We start from the raw sequence: 14,963 nt of genomic DNA, 5'->3' as shown, positions 1-14,963 counted from the left end.
CGTTCTCAATCAGACCCTAGGCGCGACTGTGCCGAGTACGCCGGCCGCGCCGGCGATCCGACCCGCGAAAGCAACTGTCGCTCGAGGCTGTCGTCCAGGTAATGCACGCCGGCCATCACCCCGTGGTCGCGACTGCGCATCCACTCGCGCCACTCCTGGTTGAACGCGGCATTGAGGCTTTTACGCAGCTGGGCTTCCCGTTCCGGTCGGTCGTGCTCACGCAGCAGTTCAGTCACGCCCATCACGCCCAGGGACAGCACCGCTCCCGCAGGGCCGAGCATGGCTCCCACCGCGCCGGCAACACTGCCAGTGGCCAGCTCGTTCGTCAGTTGGCGGCTGGTCTGCCGGGCCACGGACGTGATGCCGGCATCCTCGGACCAGAGAACGGCCGTGGCAGGCGCCTCGCGGACACGGGTACTCAGGGCACGATAGGCGGGGAGCCGGTCGAGACGTTCGCTGCGGATTAATTGCTGCAGCGAAGCGTCCTGATTAGCTGGAGGCGCCAGGGTGATCGCCGGAATACCCGCAAGCCTGCGTTCGAACTGCTCGGGCGGGACACCATGGCGCAGCTGAATCTTCGCCATCAGCTCGCCAAGCAACCAAATGTAGAAGCGCGTCGTGCGCTCTCTGATCCGCACCGGATCGGTCTGCCTGGCCACCGGCACCAACACGCGCTTGCGGTATTGCTGCTGCAGATAGAGCGCCAGCCTGTCGACGACCTGCTCCTTATCCTCGTCGGCGCTCATCTGGTACCAGGACACCTTGATGCTCAGCCATTTGCGGGCCCGGTAGCTCGAAAACCAGGGAATGAAGTCCGTCTCGGTGCGCTGACGAACCAGATCAAGCCACTCCTGCAGGGCATCGCGTGCAAAGTGGCTGGCTTGTTCGGTCGCATTGTGCGAGGCGGCGATGATCTCCAGGTCGATTTGCCGCCAGGTGGTCTCGGGAATGGTCACGGGCGGGGGCCGGGACGCACAGCCGGCCAGCATAACGATCCAGACGACGAGCAGGATACATCTCTTCATATCGCTGACCCTGACACCGAAGCAAGTGGGGCGCTCGGCCTACGCCGCAAACGTTCGCCCACTTCGAAAGTTTAGGTGCTGGAGCCGCCACAACCGGCTCCGTCGGCCGGGCTAGCGGTGCGCCGTACCTGTGACAGCTCCGCCTGTTACAGGCCGCGTCGGAATTCAGGACTTCATTGCAGTCGCAGCTGGCAGCCTGACGTTTACTTCGCATACTGAGTTGCAGGTCACCCAGTGCCGACTAGCGAACCTATGGCGATCAACGAGACTGACACCAAGCCTGCAACGCAACGTGTGCTCGATCCGGTATCCAGGTTGTCGGAAATCCTGTTTGGCTTGCTGATGGTGCTGACCTTTACCGGCACCTTCAGCGTCGCCAACGCCGGGGAAAGCTCGGTACGCGAACTGCTGATCGCCAGTCTGGGCTGCAACCTGGCCTGGGGCATGGTGGACGCTTGCATGCTGGTGCTTAATCGTCTCGCCGAACGTAGCCATACCTTGCGCCTGATGCAGCAGTTGCAGACACTACCGCTTGGCTCTCCCCAGGCCTTTGCATTGTTGGCTGATGCCATGCCGATTCTGGTTGCCGAGGTGATGCATGTCGAGGACGTGCAAACACTGCACCAGCGCGTGCTGGAGGTGCGCATCACGCAGACCAGGCCGAGCCTGGGCCTTCACGACTTCTTGCAAGCCTTCGCGGTATTCCTGGCCGTGGTCTTTGCCACCCTTCCCGTGATAGTGCCCTTTGTGCTGTTCGACGAGCCCCTGCACGCGCTACGCGCCTCCAATGCGGTCGCCCTGCTCATGCTGTTTATCATTGGCCTGGGTTACGGTCGCTTTGCCAGCGCCCTCCACCCCGTTATCACCGCACTGATCTTTACCCTGTTGGGCGTGGCCCTGGTCTTCGCAACCATCGCCCTGGGTGGCTGACAAACCACTGGCTGAGTCGCCACGGATGGCTATTCGAGTTGGCTTGCCCGGCGCGGTATTAACCACGCCAGGTGGGTCCGTCGCCGCTGCCCTGCCGCCCTACTCGAAGCGATCAATATCGCGCACGATGCCGTCGATCACGCCCTTGAGCGTGGCCATGGTGACCTGTTCCTCGCGATTTTCCAGCTCCTCGCCGAAACCCTTGCGCACGATTTGCATCACCGGCTTGCCGGTACTCGCATCGAGCAGCTCGGCCTCGATGAACAATTCCGTTGTACGGTCGCGAGCGCCGGTGGCCGTCGTCGTGGCGGCGACCACAAACGCGATCGGGATCACCTCGTAGGGCTTGAGCCCTTCGGCCTCGGCGTCCACGCCAGTGATGGCCGCACGCAGGATCAGGGTGTTCGGACGGGGCTGCGCTCCCGGCTCAAGCAACTGGAAGCGCCGGCTCATGGCCGTTTTGATTTGCTGACGGGCATACGTCTCCAGCTCGGTCAGAGTCGAACTGCTGATCTGCTCGGTCGGACTCGGTTCGGGATAGAAGTCGATCGAGCGCACCTGCATGTACCGGTAGTTGTCCAGCTTGACCCCCGGCTCCATCCAGCGCATCACCGGCTGGCCAGTCGGGGACGTGGCCGGTTGCAGCTGCGAGTAATCCGATAGGAAGCCGGAATACTGTTCCGGCTGAGTGATGTCCTTCGAGGCACAACCTCCGAGCACCAGCGCGGAAAACAACAGCCCGGTGATGGCGATGTGGGAACGCTTCATGGTGTTGCTCCTGTCTTGATGGATTGATCAGTGGCGCCAGGCGAATGAGTCACTGAGGATGGGTCTGTGTCCCATCTAGGGCAGTGCATAGATAGGAAACAGCAGCTGCGCACCCTCACGAAGCTCACCCAGGTGCTTGCGGTGCAACTGTTCTATTTCGCCCGAGCGGTACAGCTCGCTGATCACGGTATCCACCAGCAGCCGGAAGTCCTCATCGCCGCGCTCCAGGGCCATGGCCACCGGAGCGTAAGCGAAGAGGGTGTCGAGCACCCTCATCTGCTCGGCGAACGCGTCCTTCTGCAGCCCGTTCTGCAGCAGCATGCGCTCGGCGAAGAACGCATCGGCCTTGCGCTCGGCGACCAGCCGCATGCCCTGCTCGTGACTGTCGACCGTGACCAGGGTGGCGATCACGCCGAGCTTGCGCATCCGGTCGCGAATCATGTCTTCGGTGATGCCCCCTTCGACTGTGGCATAGGTGTGGTTGGCCAGCCCCTGGTTGATGGTGGCGCGCCAGGTCGGGCCGGTGTGCACCGCTTCGCCACTGAGCACCCTGACCAGCGTTGGGGCGGCGTCCTTGCGCACCACAACGGAAAGGCCGGCGGTGTACACCGGCCGCGAGTAGCTCACCGACGCGCGGCGCTCCAGGGTTTCCGGCGTCGGGGTGCAGAAGATGTCGATCTCGCCGGACTGGATGGCGCCGACGGCCTGATCGGGGCTGACGGCCTGATAGCGCACCTGCATATCGCTCAAGCCCAGTCCTTCCTTGACCCTCTCGGCGATCTTCAGGCACAGGTCGATGGCATAGCCGCCGACCTTGCCGCCTTCCTCGCTGCTGAACGGCGCGAGGTCGGGAAGATAGCCCAGGGTAAAGGTGTTGCTCATGCGCACGCGCTCGAGCGTATTGGCGCCGGCCAGCATCGGCAGCAGGGCGAACAGGCCGGCGAACAGCAGACTGACGGTGTTGTGTGGCTTCATGTTCATCTCCAGTCCCTACATTCAGATGTCGTGGCAATCGGTAAGACCATGCCTAGCTCCCGGCGACGGCGACGACAGGCCGCTCAGTGACAAATTTCTTGGCCATGAAACCGTAGAGCAGGTAACCGACCGCCAGCACGATGGTGGCGCCGAACACGGCATCCTTGCCGGAGGCATAGATCGCGTAGAACGAGTAGGCCATCGCAATCAACAGAACCACTACGTTGCGGCTGTACACCGACCCGCTCACATCGGCCTTGTGCATCATCACCAGCAAGCTGGTGAGCGCGGTCACATAGGGGATGAGGTTGGTCACCGCCGCCAGGCTGACCAACTTGCCGAACTGCTCGCTGGCGTTGGGCGAGATGGTCGACAGCGCCAGCAGGGTCTGCAAGACGCCACAGACGATCATGCCGATGATCGGCGCGTTCGCCGCGGTGACCTTGGAGAACAGTTTAGGGAACAGGCCCTGGTCCGCAGTCATCTTGGCCGTCTGCGCCAGGGTGAACTGCCAGCCCAGCAGCGAACCGATGCAGGCCATCACCGCCAGCGCCATGATGATATTGCCGACGGTGGGATTGAACATCTGCGCATAGACGTAGGCGAACGGCGCGGAGGAGTTGGCCAGCTCGGCGTTCGGCACGATGCCCTGGATCACCGTGGTCGACAACACGTACACCACCGCCGCGCCCAGGGTGCCAAACAGGCAGGCGAGCGGCACGTTGCGCTTGGGGTTCTCCACGGCGTCGGAGCTCTGCGCGGCCGACTCCATGCCGAGAAACGCCCACAGGGTCAGCGGGATACTCTGCGTGATGGCATCGCTGACAGCGATGTTGTTCGGGTTCCAGGCGGCGGCGAACACCTCCGGCTCGAACCAGAACCAGCCGATCAGGCTAAGACCGGCCACCGGGATGATCACGCCCCAGACGGTGACGGTGCCGATCTTGCCGGTGATGTTCGGGCCGCCGAAGTTGGCGAACGTAGTGATCCACAGCAGGCCAATCGTGCCGATGACCAGCGGGATGGCGCCACTGCTCAGCCAGGGCACGAACGACGACATATAGCCCACCGCGGAAATGCCAATGGCCACGTTGCCAATCGCCAGCGATAGAAAATAAAGGAAGGAGCAGAGGAAAAACGCCGACTTGCCGTGCGCCTCCTCACTGTAGGCGGACATACCGCCCGAGCGGTTACACAGCAGGCCACACTGGGCAAAACAGTACGCAATCGCCATGGAGCCAATCGCCGTGACGATCCATGACAGCAGCGAGACAGCCCCCAGTTGCGCCATGTTGGAGGGCAGCATGATGATGCCCGAACCCATCATGTTGACCGCCACCAGGGTCGTCAGGCCCACCAGGCCCATCTTCTTGCTTGACTCAGCCATACAAGACTCCTTGCGCTGTCTGCAAAGTGGCGGCCCTGTACCCGGAAGCAAGGCGCCCCGGACCCGAGGGAGCCAGGCGTTATTGCTGGACTACATACACCCTGTAAGTCAGTTGTCCCTGGTCGTCGTGCTCGGCTTCCACGCCATGGTTGTCATGCCCGAAACCCGGGAAATGGCTGTCGAACAGTTCCATGGCCAGCAGGTAGTCGATGATGGCGCGCTTGTCGGCGCCGGCCTTTTCGCCCGGCATCATCAGCGGGATGCCCGGCGGATAGGGCACGATCTGCACGGCGACGGTACGGTCAAGCATGTCGCGCACGGCGATCTGCTCGATCTCGCCCTTCACCAGCCGCGCATAGGTATCGCGCGGCGAAGACACCGGATCGGGCAGCAGGCTGAAGGCCGCATCCATGTTGTGCAGCAGGTTCGAGTCCAGCATGTCCTGGTGCATCGCCTCGGCCAGGTCGCGCAGGCCCATGCCGGCATAGCGCTCGGCATGACTGGCCACCAGGTCAGGCATGACCTGTTCCAACGAAGCGTTGGCGTCGTAATAGCGCTTGAACTCCATCAGCCCGGCGACCAGCGAGCCCCACTTGCCGCGGGTTATGCCAACACTGAACAACACCAGAATGGAATACGGCTCGGTCTTCTCGACCACGATGCCGCGACTGGAGAGGAAGGAGGACACCAGCGGCGCCGGAATGCCGCTGTCCTGCATGTCGCCCTCCAGGCTCTGCCCCGGTGTCAAGACGGTCACCTTGATCGGGTCGAGCATGCAATAGTCCGCCCCGAGGTCGCCAAAGCCGTGCCATTTGGCCCCGGGCCTGAGCAACCAGGTCTCGGCATGCCGCAGCACGCGCGGATCGAGGTCGGCGAACGGCACCCCCTCCACCTCGTCCGGCTGCCACACGCCGAACCACCAGTCCTGGGCATCGCGCAGGCGCATTTCATTGCCCAGCCGCGCCATGGCCTGGCGGAAGGCAATGGCTTCGCCGATGGACTCGTCGGTGAGGTATTCGCCGGCGTCGTCCATCATCTTCGCCGAGACGTCGGTGGAGGCGATGATGCTGTACTGCGGCGAGGTCGAGGTGTGCATCATGAAGGCTTCGTTGAACAGGGCCGGCTTGACCGGCACCTTGCCCGAACGGATATGGATCATCGAGGCCTGCGACAGCGCGGCGAGCAACTTGTGGGTGGAATGGGTGACGGTCACCGTGGCGTCGTCGGCGTGCCGCTCGCCACGGTGCATGCCGTAACGCCCCTCGTACAGCGCATTGAAACGCGCGTAGGCGTACCAGGCCTCGTCGTAATGGATACGGTCGACCGTCTGGCTCAGTTCGCGGGTGGTGGTCTGCACGTTGTAGCAGAGGCCGTCATAGGTCGAGTTGGTCAGCACCGCCAGTACCGGGCGGGCCTGCTTGTCGCGCGCCAGCGGGCTTTCGGCGATCTTCTTCGCCACCGCCTCGGGGGTCAGCTCGCTCTGCGGCACCGGGCCGATCAGGCCGCGCGCGTTGCGCCGCGGGCGCAGGTACAGCGGCACCGCGCCGGACTGGTTCAGCGCGTAGTTCAGCGACTTGTGGCAGTTGCGGTCGACCAGCACGGCATCGCCGTCGGTCACCGACGCGTGCAGGATGATCTGGTTGCTGGCCGAACTGCCGCCCACCGAGAAGAACGTGTAGTCGGCGCCGAACACCCGCGCCGCATAGCGTTCCGCCTCGGCCATCGGCCCCGAGTGATCATTCAGCGAACCCAGTTCGCCAACCGACACGCTGAGGTCGGAGCGCAGCATCTGCTCGCCGTAGAAGTCGAGAAAACTGCGCCCCACGACGGTCTTCATGAAGGCGGTGCCGCCGGTATGGCCCGGTGTGTGCCAGGAGTATTCGCAGGTGTCGGCGAAGTTGACCAAAGCGCCGAAAAAGGGCGGCAGGATGGTGTCGAGGTAACGCTTGGCCGCCGCCGCGATGCGCCCGGCGATGAAGTCGGGGCTGTCTTCCGGCAGCCAGATGAAGCCGTCGATGTGCTCGACGAAGGCCAGCGGCACGCGGTGCTGGTGCGCCTGGGTCATGCCCAGCAGGATGGGCAGCTGGGCGGTGCGCCGGCGGATCAGGCGGATCACCTGTCGAGCCTGGTCCAGGTCCTGTTCGCACAGGCCCCAGCCAAGGATCACGCAGCAGTAAGCGGGATTGGCGTGAAAGGCGACTTCCGCGTCGTCCAGGGAGCCGACCAGTTCCACCGGCAGATCGTGGTCATCCAGCGCCCGCATGACCGCCTGGGCGCTGGTGAAGACCACGCTGTGTTCATGGCCCTGGGTCTCGGCCACGATCAGCACCGGATAGCGCTGCGCCAGGGCGGGGGGAAGCGAGTGACTCATGGATGAATCCTCTTGGAAGTTGGGCTGCGCCGCTCGCCAGGGATGGGCTACGACGTCGCTACGGTTGGCTTACTTCAGGCACCAGAAGTGGTAGTCGCCGTCCTTGTGCACCGCCCCCGACACTTCCTTCTCGAATCCGGGAAACCGATTGCCCCAGTCCTGCAAGGCCAAGATGTAGCGGATCCAAGGGCCGTCCAGCGCACCCAGGTTCTCGCCCGGCATGACAATCGGGATGCCCGGCGGATAGGGCATCACGCCGACGCCCGTGACGCGGTTGGCCGCCTGCGCCAGCGGCAACAGCTCGGCGTCGCCGGCCTGCAGCGCCTGGAAGGCGGCACGCGGCGTCATCTCGATCGGCGGCAACTGGCCAAAGGCCTCGGCCTGTAGGGCATCCATGCGGCTGCTGCGCATGTGCTCGAACATCTCGCGGCTCAGGTCGCGCAGGCCCATGCCGCCGTAGCGCACGGGATGCCGGGCCACCAGGTCGGGCAACACTCGCTCCAACGCCAGGTTGCAGTCGTAGTGGCGCTTGAAGGCCAGCATCACGTTGATCAGCGTGGCCCACTTGCCCTTGGTCACGCCGATGCTGAACAGGCACAGCACCATGAAATCGGTGATGCGCGAGGGCACGATGTTGTTGCGGTAGAAGAAGGCGCCGAGAACGGGCGCGGGAATGCCGTCGGCCTCCAGTGTGCCGTCGACCCCCATGCCCGGCACCAGGATGCCGACCTTGATCGGGTCGAGCAGGCACCAGCCCTCTTCCAGACCGGCGAAACCGTGCCATTGCGCATCCGGCTCCAGTTCCCAGCAGGCGGGATCGGTGGCCAGCTGCTCGGCATCGGCATCGACGAAATCGACCCGCGTGCCGTTCCTGTCGCGGACCTGGGGCGCATTCCACGGCTGGAAAAACCAGTCGCCGCGGCTGGCGAACTCGCGATGCACGCGCGCCAGCGCCTGGCGGAAATCCACCGCTTCGCGGATCGCATCCTGGGTCAGGCTGTAGCCGCCGTTGCCGTCCATCATCGCCGCGCCCACCTCGTTGGAAGCGAACATCGCGTACAGCGGTGACGTGCTGGCCTGGATCACGAAGGATTCGTTGAAGCGGCTGTGCTCGATCGGGTTGCGGCCGTTGCGGATATGGATGAACGAGGATTGCGACAGCGCCGCCAGCAGCTTGTGGGTGGAGTGGGTGGCGAACACCGTCGGCGCGTCGGCGCGGTGCTCGAGCGGATCGCCGCGCATGGCGAAGCGGCCGCGATACATCGGATTGAACCGCGCATAGCCGTACCAGGCCTCGTCGAAGTGGATGCGGTCGCTGCTCTGCGCCAGCAGGGCTTCGGCACGTTCGGCATTCAGGCACATGCCGTCGTAGGTGCAGTTGGTCAGCACTGCATAGACTGGCTTGTCGCCCTGAGCCTGGGCACGCAGCGGGTGGTTGGCGATGGCGGCGGCAATGCGCTGCGGGTCGAACTGTTCCGGCAACAGCGGGCCGATGATGCCGAAACGATTGCGCGTCGGTGTCATGTACACCGGCAGGCCGCCGCACAGCACCAGGCCCTGCTCGATGGATTTGTGGCAGTTGCGGTCGCACAGGGCGAACTGGTTCTCGCCCACGCAGGCCATGAAGATCGCCCGGTTCGAGCCCGAGGTGCCGTTGAGTACCGCATAACTGAGGTGGGCACCGAAGATTCGCGCCGCATAGGCCTCGGACTCGCCGACCGGGCCGCTGTGGTCGAGCACCGAGCCCAGGTTGCCGCGCTCGATGCCGCTGTCGGCGCGAAACAGGTTCTCGCCGAAGAAATCGAAGAACACCCGCCCGACCGGCGACTTGGTGAAGGCGATACCGCCCTGGTGGCCGGGCGCTGCCCAGGAGTGCTCGTCCTTCAGGGTGTAGCGGATCAGTGCGTCGGTGAAGGGCGGCATCAGGTGTTCGAGGTAGCGCTCGATCGCCGCAACGACCCGCCCGGCGACGAAGGGCGCGGTGTCCTCGAGCATCCAGGTGAACTCGTCGGCCAGCGCCATGGCTTCAACCGTGATACTGCGCTTGGCGTCGCGATCGGCCATCAGAAACACCGGCACCCGCTCGTGGCGCTGGCGGATGGCGCGCAGCAACTCCAACGCCCCGGTATGGCTCTCGGTATCGTTGCGGCCCAGCGTCCAGTCGACGCAGATGCAATGCAGCGCGGCGTCGGACACCACCGAGGCCATGCCGTCTTCGTAGGAGGATGCGCTGATCACGTCGGTATTGCGGTGGTGGAACTCCTCCACCAGTTCACTGAGAACCCGGCCTCGCGCGCTGGTCGGGTTGGCCAGGTCATCGTCGACGAGCAGGACACGCTTCTTCAGTTGAATGTTGGTACGTCCGATCATGGTCCCGCCTCTTGCTCAACGTCATGGACTTGCAGACAAGCACCGGCACAGGGCAGGTACTTAAACGACGTCTGACGCTCCGATGTCAGCAATACAGGAAAAAAGACTGGGGAAACCACCGAACGACTACACCCACGGCCACCGAAGGTCCCTTCCGGCAGGTATTTTCTAGACAGCAAAATTGCATCAAGTGCCGAAAAACCCTGACGAGCGGCAATCGGGGGCGGCGCGCCAAAACACCTGTGCGCCGTTGCGCCACGCGACGACTGACTATGCTGGGCGTACCAATCTCCATCATTGCTTCTACCCGCAAGGAGAGACTCGATGCTACCCCCGCCCTCTTCCCCCCAGGCGTCCCGTGACCTGCTCGATGTGCTGATCCGTGCCGGGCTGATCACCGTATTGGTGCTGTTCTGCTTCCAGATCTTCCACCCGTTCCTCAACCTGATGCTCTGGTCGATGATCCTGGCAATCACGCTGTATCCCTTGCAGCGAAGGCTCAGGCTCAAAGGCCGGCTGGGCGGGCGTGACGGCCGCATCGCGACGCTGATCATCCTGATCGCCATCATCATCCTCCTGGTGCCGCTCTACTTGCTGGGCACCTCGATCGCCGAGTCGGTGGAGAAGGCCTTGGTCATGGTCAAAAGTGGCGATCTTCATGTTCGCCCGCCGGCCGAGTCGGTGGCCAGTTGGCCACTGGTGGGCAAACCCCTGCACGCTTTCTGGCTGCAGGCCGCCACCGACATGACCGGTTTGGTGCAGCAGTTCAGGCCACAACTCAGGGAGATCACCATCACGCTGCTGGGCACGCTCACCAACATGGGCATGGCCCTGTTGGTGTTCATCGCCTCCCTGATGATCGCGGGGATCTTCATGGCCTATGGCGAGGGCGGCGCGCGCAGTGCGAAGGAGATCGCCACGCGCCTCTCAGGGCCGCGAAGGGGTCCGCAACTCACCGTGTTGTGCACGGCCACCATCCGGGCCGTGGCACAGGGGGTGGTGGGCATCGCCTTCATCCAGATGCTGCTGGTCGGCGTCGCCTTTGTGGTCAAGGGCATTCCCGGTGCCGGTCTGCTCGCCCTGGCGGTCCTGCTGCTTGGGATCATGCAGCTGCCGGCTACGCTGATCACCATTCCGGTGATTATTTACGTCTTCAGCAGCGAAGGCGCCAGCACGGCGGTCATCGTCTTTTCCGTCTATGTATTCATCGCCGGGCTAGCCGATAACGTGCTCAAGCCCCTGCTGCTCGGTCGCGGGGTCGATGTACCGATGCCGGTGGTGTTGATCGGCGCCTTGGGCGGCATGATCAGTAACGGCGTCATCGGCCTGTTCATCGGCCCGGTGGTACTGGCGGTCGGTTACCAGTTGTTCTGGCAATGGGTCAGGGATTCGCCCGGCGACGGACCTGACAGCCCACTGCCGCGCTGAATCGTCTGACGCGCCCATGCCTAGCGCACGCTGCCCCGGCCGGTTGGCGTTGTTCGGCGCACTGGCGTTCACCGGCTGCGTTCGTCTGGGGCCGGACTTCCAGGCGCCGGGCGAAGCCTGGGTCGAGCAGTGGCACAGCAGCGCCATCCAACAGGCCAGCCTGCAGCACGCCCATCCTGACCTGCGTACCTGGTGGCAGGTGTTCGACGACCCGCTGCTGGAGCGCCTGATTGCCGAAGCCGACGTTTACAACGCCAACGTGCGGATTGCCGGGCTGCGGGTCATGGAAGCCCGCGCCCAGTTGGGCATCGCGCAGAGTGGACGTTACCCGCAACTGCAGCAGGCCACTGCTGACAGCGTCTACCTGGACCGCAACCAGTCCGGCGGGCGCAACCCGCAGGACAGCCAGTTCTGGCAACATAGCCTGGGCTTCGACATCGGCTGGGAGCTGGACTTCTGGGGTCGCTTCAGCCGCGCCATCGAGTCGGCCGATGCCGCCTACTTCGCTGCCGAAGCCAATTATGAGGATGTGCTGGTGCTGCTGCGCGCCCAAGTGGCGGAAACCTATTACCTCCTGCGCACCACCGAGGCCCGCCTGCGCGTCGCCCGCGAGAATACCGAGCAGCAGAGGCGCAGCTTCGAGATCACCGAAAAACTGTTCAGCAGCGGCCAGAGTGACGAACTCGACCTGCAACAGGCTAAGACTCAGTACCTGAGCACCCTGAGCACCCTCCCCGACTTCGAGGATCAGGTCGCCCGCACCCGCAATGCCCTGGCGGTGCTGGTCGGCCGCCCACCCGGCCAGCTGCCAGAACTGGCCGAGCAGCAAAGCCTGATCCCGCTGATCGACCACGCTGTGCTGCAGGATGTGCCGGCCGACTTGCTGCGCCGCCGGCCGGACATCCGCGCGGCCGAGTTGAATGTCGCCGCCCAGTCCGCCCTGATTGGCGTGGCCCAGGCCGATCTCTATCCCTCGCTGAGCCTGCTGGGCAGCATCGTTTGGTCCACCAGTTCACTGGACGGTGCGCCCAATACCCTGGATCGTTTCGGCGGCCCCAGCCTGCGGTGGAACCTGTTCGATTACGGCCGGACCCGCAACAACGTGCGTGTGCAGGACGCTCGCCTGCAACAGTTGATCGAAATCTACCGCGACAACGTGCGCCAGGCGGCGCGCGAGGCGGACGATGCGGCGCGGGGGCTGACCAAGGCGCTGGAGCGCGCGCGCATCCTGGGTGAGGCGGCGGTATCCGCCGAGCGCTCGTTGACCCTGGCCAATGCCCAGTACCGCGAAGGCTACGCCGATTTCCAGCGCGTGCTGGATGCCCAGCGCGCGCTGCTTGTGCAGCAGGACAATTACCTGGTGACGCGCAACAGCGCGGTGAACAACCTGATTGCTCTGTACAAGGCCCTTGGCGGCGGCTGGTACAGCGCCCAGCCCAGAGTCGATGCGGCCAGCCGCGCGCAGATGCAGCAACGCTCCCACTGGGGCGATCTGCTCGACGAGCCCGCGCCCAGCCCTCCACAAGGAGCGCCACCATGACTGACGCCGAGCAGCCTGCGCCGAATCCGCCCGCCGCCGCGCCGGAGCCGCCCGCTGCGCCCGTGGATAAAGGGGTCAAGCGGGTGATCTGGCTGATCGTCCTGAGCCTGTGCTGGTACCTGCTGGCCGACCGTTTCACGCCTTACACCCAACAGGCGCGGGTCCAGGCTTTTATCGTGCCGGTAGCTTCTGAAGTGGCCGGCCGGGTAACCCGCGTATTGGTGCGCGACAACCAGGAGGTCGAGGCAGGCGCCGTGCTGTTCGAGGTAGACCCGGAGCAGTATCAGATCGCTGTCGAGCGGGCGCGGGCCGACCTTGAGTCGACACGCCGACAGATCGCGGCCAGCACCGCCGGCATTGACTCGGCGCTGGCCGCCCTACGCGCCGCCCAGGCCGACGAGCTCAAGTCACAACAGGACCGGAACCGCCTGGAACGGTTGTATCGCGAAGATCCAGGCACCATTTCCATACGCCGCCTGGAAGTATCACGCGCCACCCATGAGCAGGCGATCAGTCAGGTCGCAGCGGCCCGCGCCGAAGTGCAACGGGCGCGGGAACAGCAAGGCGGCAGCGAGGAACAGAACGCGCTGCTGCGCAGCGCCGCCACGGCCCTGGAAAAGGCCCAGCTGGACCTGGCTAACACAAAGGTACGGGCCCGTACGGCCGGACTGATTACCGACTTGCGTACCGACGTGGGTCAATTTGCCGCGGCCGGCAGCCCAGTGATGACGCTGATCACGCTGCAGGCCGTCTGGATCCGTGCGGAAATGACCGAGAACAACCTGGGCCGCGTCGTGCCGGACACGCCGGTGGCCATCGTGCTGGACGCGCTGCCCGGCAGGATATTTGAAGGCCGGGTGCGCAGTGTCGGCTATGGGGTCAGTGTTGGGGAAAACACCGCCCCCGGCACGCTGCCCAGCGTGGAGAACAGCCGCGACTGGTTGCGCCCGGCCCAGCGCTTTCCGGTCATCATTGAATTCGATCCGGGGGAACTGGCCAGCCTGCGCGGCATTCGCGTCGGCGGTCAGGCAGATGTCATGGCCTTTCCCACCCGGGGCAACCCGCTCAACCTGCTCGGTCGCCTGTTCCTGTACGTGATGAGCTGGTTGGCCTATGCCTACTAATTGTCGTCATGCGTGCTGCGCCTGACCCCCGCGCCCAGCGCGCGTTGCGCCTGGCCACGGGCACCGCGCTGTGCCTGGCGGCCAGCTTCGGTCTCAACCTGCCGTTGCCATTCATCGCGCCGTTGCTGGCCACCTTTCTGCTCGCCAAACTCGACCGCCCCTTGCCGCTCAAGGCTGGCTTGGGCCTGATCGTACTGGTGGTGCTTACCACGGGCAGCGGTCTTTTACTGATTCCTCTTCTGCATCACGCGCCACTGACCGCACTGTTGCTGGTGGCCCTGGCCCTGTTTCTGGCGTTTCGCCGCGGGTTACGGGGCAGCAAAAGTACCCTGACCACCACATTTCTGGTGATCGGGCTGACCATGATTTCTTCCTTGGGCAGCGTCGAGTTCGGACTGGCGGTGGCCGTGATCAACGCGCTGGTTCAGGGGTTATTGCTCGCCGTGCTGGCGTTATGGGTCGGCCACAGCCTGTTTCCCGATCCACCCAGCGTGGCGCCTGCCCCCGCTGGGGTACCGGTGTCTGCGGCCGCTGCCGATTGGCTAGCACTGCGCGCCACGCTGGTGGTGATGCCCGCCTACCTGCTGGCGCTGATCGACCCCTCCGGCTATCTGGCGATCATCCTCAAGGCAGTCAGCCTCGGCCAGCAGAGCTGCAGCACCACGACGCGCATGGCCGCCCGGGAACTGCTGGGCTCGACTTTGCTCGGCGGCCTGCTGGCCATCCTGTTCTGGTGGGCGCTCGGTCTGTTTGTGCACCTGTGGATGTTTTTCCTGTGGATGTTGCTAGTCGGTCTGCTGCTGGCGCGCAAACTCTACGGCTTGCGGCCGGGCCGGTTCAGCCCGGGCTTCTGGCTGAATACCCAGGTGACCATGATCATTTTGCTCGGCCTGTCGGTGCAGGACAGCGCCGACGGCCAGGATGTCTACCATGCTTTCGCGGTGCGTATGAGCCTGTTTATTGCCATCAGCCTGTACGCCTGCTTGATGGTGCTTTTACTTGATCAGCTGCGCCGGCGGCGCAGGCCACCCGTAGTCGGCTAGCT

11 protein-coding genes are annotated in these 14,963 nt (G+C 64.3%); 5 read left to right on the top strand and 6 right to left on the bottom strand.

What is annotated here, in order from left to right; all coding sequences use genetic code 11:
* Positions 1–5 precede the first annotated feature (5 nt).
* Complete coding sequence (locus H9642_RS08240) at positions 6–1,025, bottom strand: hypothetical protein (RefSeq protein ID WP_251835950.1); 1,020 nt, start codon at positions 1,023–1,025, stop codon at positions 6–8.
* A gap of 252 nt (positions 1,026–1,277) precedes the next feature.
* Between H9642_RS08240 and H9642_RS08235 the strand changes: the two genes are divergently transcribed.
* Positions 1,278–1,955, top strand: coding sequence for a VIT1/CCC1 transporter family protein (locus H9642_RS08235; RefSeq protein ID WP_251835949.1), 678 nt, complete (start codon positions 1,278–1,280; stop codon positions 1,953–1,955).
* Between the two features lie 99 nt (positions 1,956–2,054).
* Here H9642_RS08235 and H9642_RS08230 read toward each other — a convergent pair whose 3' ends face one another.
* The 5 genes from H9642_RS08230 to H9642_RS08210 form a co-directional block, all read right to left on the bottom strand.
* On the bottom strand, positions 2,055–2,723 hold the full coding sequence (locus H9642_RS08230) for a DUF3313 domain-containing protein (RefSeq protein WP_251835948.1): 669 nt from the start codon (positions 2,721–2,723) through the stop codon (positions 2,055–2,057).
* A gap of 75 nt (positions 2,724–2,798) precedes the next feature.
* Positions 2,799–3,704 carry an amino acid ABC transporter substrate-binding protein gene (locus H9642_RS08225; RefSeq protein WP_251835947.1) on the bottom strand — a complete coding sequence of 302 codons (906 nt, stop codon included), beginning with the start codon at positions 3,702–3,704 and terminating at the stop codon, positions 2,799–2,801.
* 46 nt (positions 3,705–3,750) lie between these two features.
* Positions 3,751–5,085 (bottom strand): putrescine-ornithine antiporter, encoded by a 1,335-nt coding sequence (potE, locus tag H9642_RS08220; protein WP_251835946.1) that lies wholly within the window; start codon positions 5,083–5,085, stop codon positions 3,751–3,753.
* Positions 5,086–5,164: 79 nt separating this feature from the next.
* Positions 5,165–7,456, bottom strand: a complete 2,292-nt coding sequence (locus tag H9642_RS08215; RefSeq protein WP_251835945.1) for an Orn/Lys/Arg family decarboxylase — start codon at positions 7,454–7,456, stop codon at positions 5,165–5,167.
* A 69-nt stretch (positions 7,457–7,525) separates the two neighbouring features.
* Positions 7,526–9,826, bottom strand: a complete 2,301-nt coding sequence (locus tag H9642_RS08210; protein ID WP_251835944.1) for an Orn/Lys/Arg family decarboxylase — start codon at positions 9,824–9,826, stop codon at positions 7,526–7,528.
* Between the two features lie 324 nt (positions 9,827–10,150).
* On the opposite strand from H9642_RS08210, the gene H9642_RS08205 reads away from it, so the two are divergent.
* From H9642_RS08205 to H9642_RS08190, 4 genes are read left to right on the top strand one after another with little or no spacing between them, the layout of a single operon-like run.
* Positions 10,151–11,254 (top strand): AI-2E family transporter, encoded by a 1,104-nt coding sequence (locus H9642_RS08205; protein ID WP_251835943.1) that lies wholly within the window; start codon positions 10,151–10,153, stop codon positions 11,252–11,254.
* Between the two features lie 16 nt (positions 11,255–11,270).
* Positions 11,271–12,794 carry an efflux transporter outer membrane subunit gene (locus H9642_RS08200; RefSeq protein ID WP_251835942.1) on the top strand — a complete coding sequence of 508 codons (1,524 nt, stop codon included), beginning with the start codon at positions 11,271–11,273 and terminating at the stop codon, positions 12,792–12,794.
* Positions 12,791–13,918, top strand: a complete 1,128-nt coding sequence (locus H9642_RS08195) for an HlyD family secretion protein (protein ID WP_251835941.1) — start codon at positions 12,791–12,793, stop codon at positions 13,916–13,918. The genes H9642_RS08200 and H9642_RS08195 overlap by 4 nt, the downstream gene beginning before the upstream one ends.
* A gap of 8 nt (positions 13,919–13,926) precedes the next feature.
* Entirely contained in the window at positions 13,927–14,961 is a 1,035-nt protein-coding gene (locus H9642_RS08190; RefSeq protein ID WP_251835940.1) for a DUF2955 domain-containing protein, read from the top strand.
* Positions 14,962–14,963 lie beyond the last annotated feature (2 nt).

It is taken from the genome of Serpens gallinarum (genome assembly GCF_014836765.1).
In the GTDB taxonomy this organism is placed as follows: Bacteria; Pseudomonadota; Gammaproteobacteria; order Pseudomonadales; family Pseudomonadaceae; genus Serpens; species Serpens gallinarum.
This window is presented reverse-complemented; position numbering and strand designations above follow the sequence as displayed.

Bases quoted from the DNA above. Each gene is read 5' to 3' on its own strand.
- H9642_RS08240 (WP_251835950.1), bottom strand. From the start codon at position 1,025: ATGAAGAGATGTATCCTGCTCGTCGTCTGGATCGTTATGCTGGCCGGC.
- H9642_RS08235 (WP_251835949.1), top strand. From the start codon at position 1,278: ATGGCGATCAACGAGACTGACACCAAGCCTGCAACGCAACGTGTGCTC.
- H9642_RS08230 (WP_251835948.1), bottom strand. From the start codon at position 2,723: ATGAAGCGTTCCCACATCGCCATCACCGGGCTGTTGTTTTCCGCGCTG.
- H9642_RS08225 (WP_251835947.1), bottom strand. From the start codon at position 3,704: ATGAACATGAAGCCACACAACACCGTCAGTCTGCTGTTCGCCGGCCTG.
- potE (WP_251835946.1), bottom strand. From the start codon at position 5,085: ATGGCTGAGTCAAGCAAGAAGATGGGCCTGGTGGGCCTGACGACCCTG.
- H9642_RS08215 (WP_251835945.1), bottom strand. From the start codon at position 7,456: ATGAGTCACTCGCTTCCCCCCGCCCTGGCGCAGCGCTATCCGGTGCTG.
- H9642_RS08210 (WP_251835944.1), bottom strand. From the start codon at position 9,826: ATGATCGGACGTACCAACATTCAACTGAAGAAGCGTGTCCTGCTCGTC.
- H9642_RS08205 (WP_251835943.1), top strand. From the start codon at position 10,151: ATGCTACCCCCGCCCTCTTCCCCCCAGGCGTCCCGTGACCTGCTCGAT.
- H9642_RS08200 (WP_251835942.1), top strand. From the start codon at position 11,271: ATGCCTAGCGCACGCTGCCCCGGCCGGTTGGCGTTGTTCGGCGCACTG.
- H9642_RS08195 (WP_251835941.1), top strand. From the start codon at position 12,791: ATGACTGACGCCGAGCAGCCTGCGCCGAATCCGCCCGCCGCCGCGCCG.
- H9642_RS08190 (WP_251835940.1), top strand. From the start codon at position 13,927: ATGCGTGCTGCGCCTGACCCCCGCGCCCAGCGCGCGTTGCGCCTGGCC.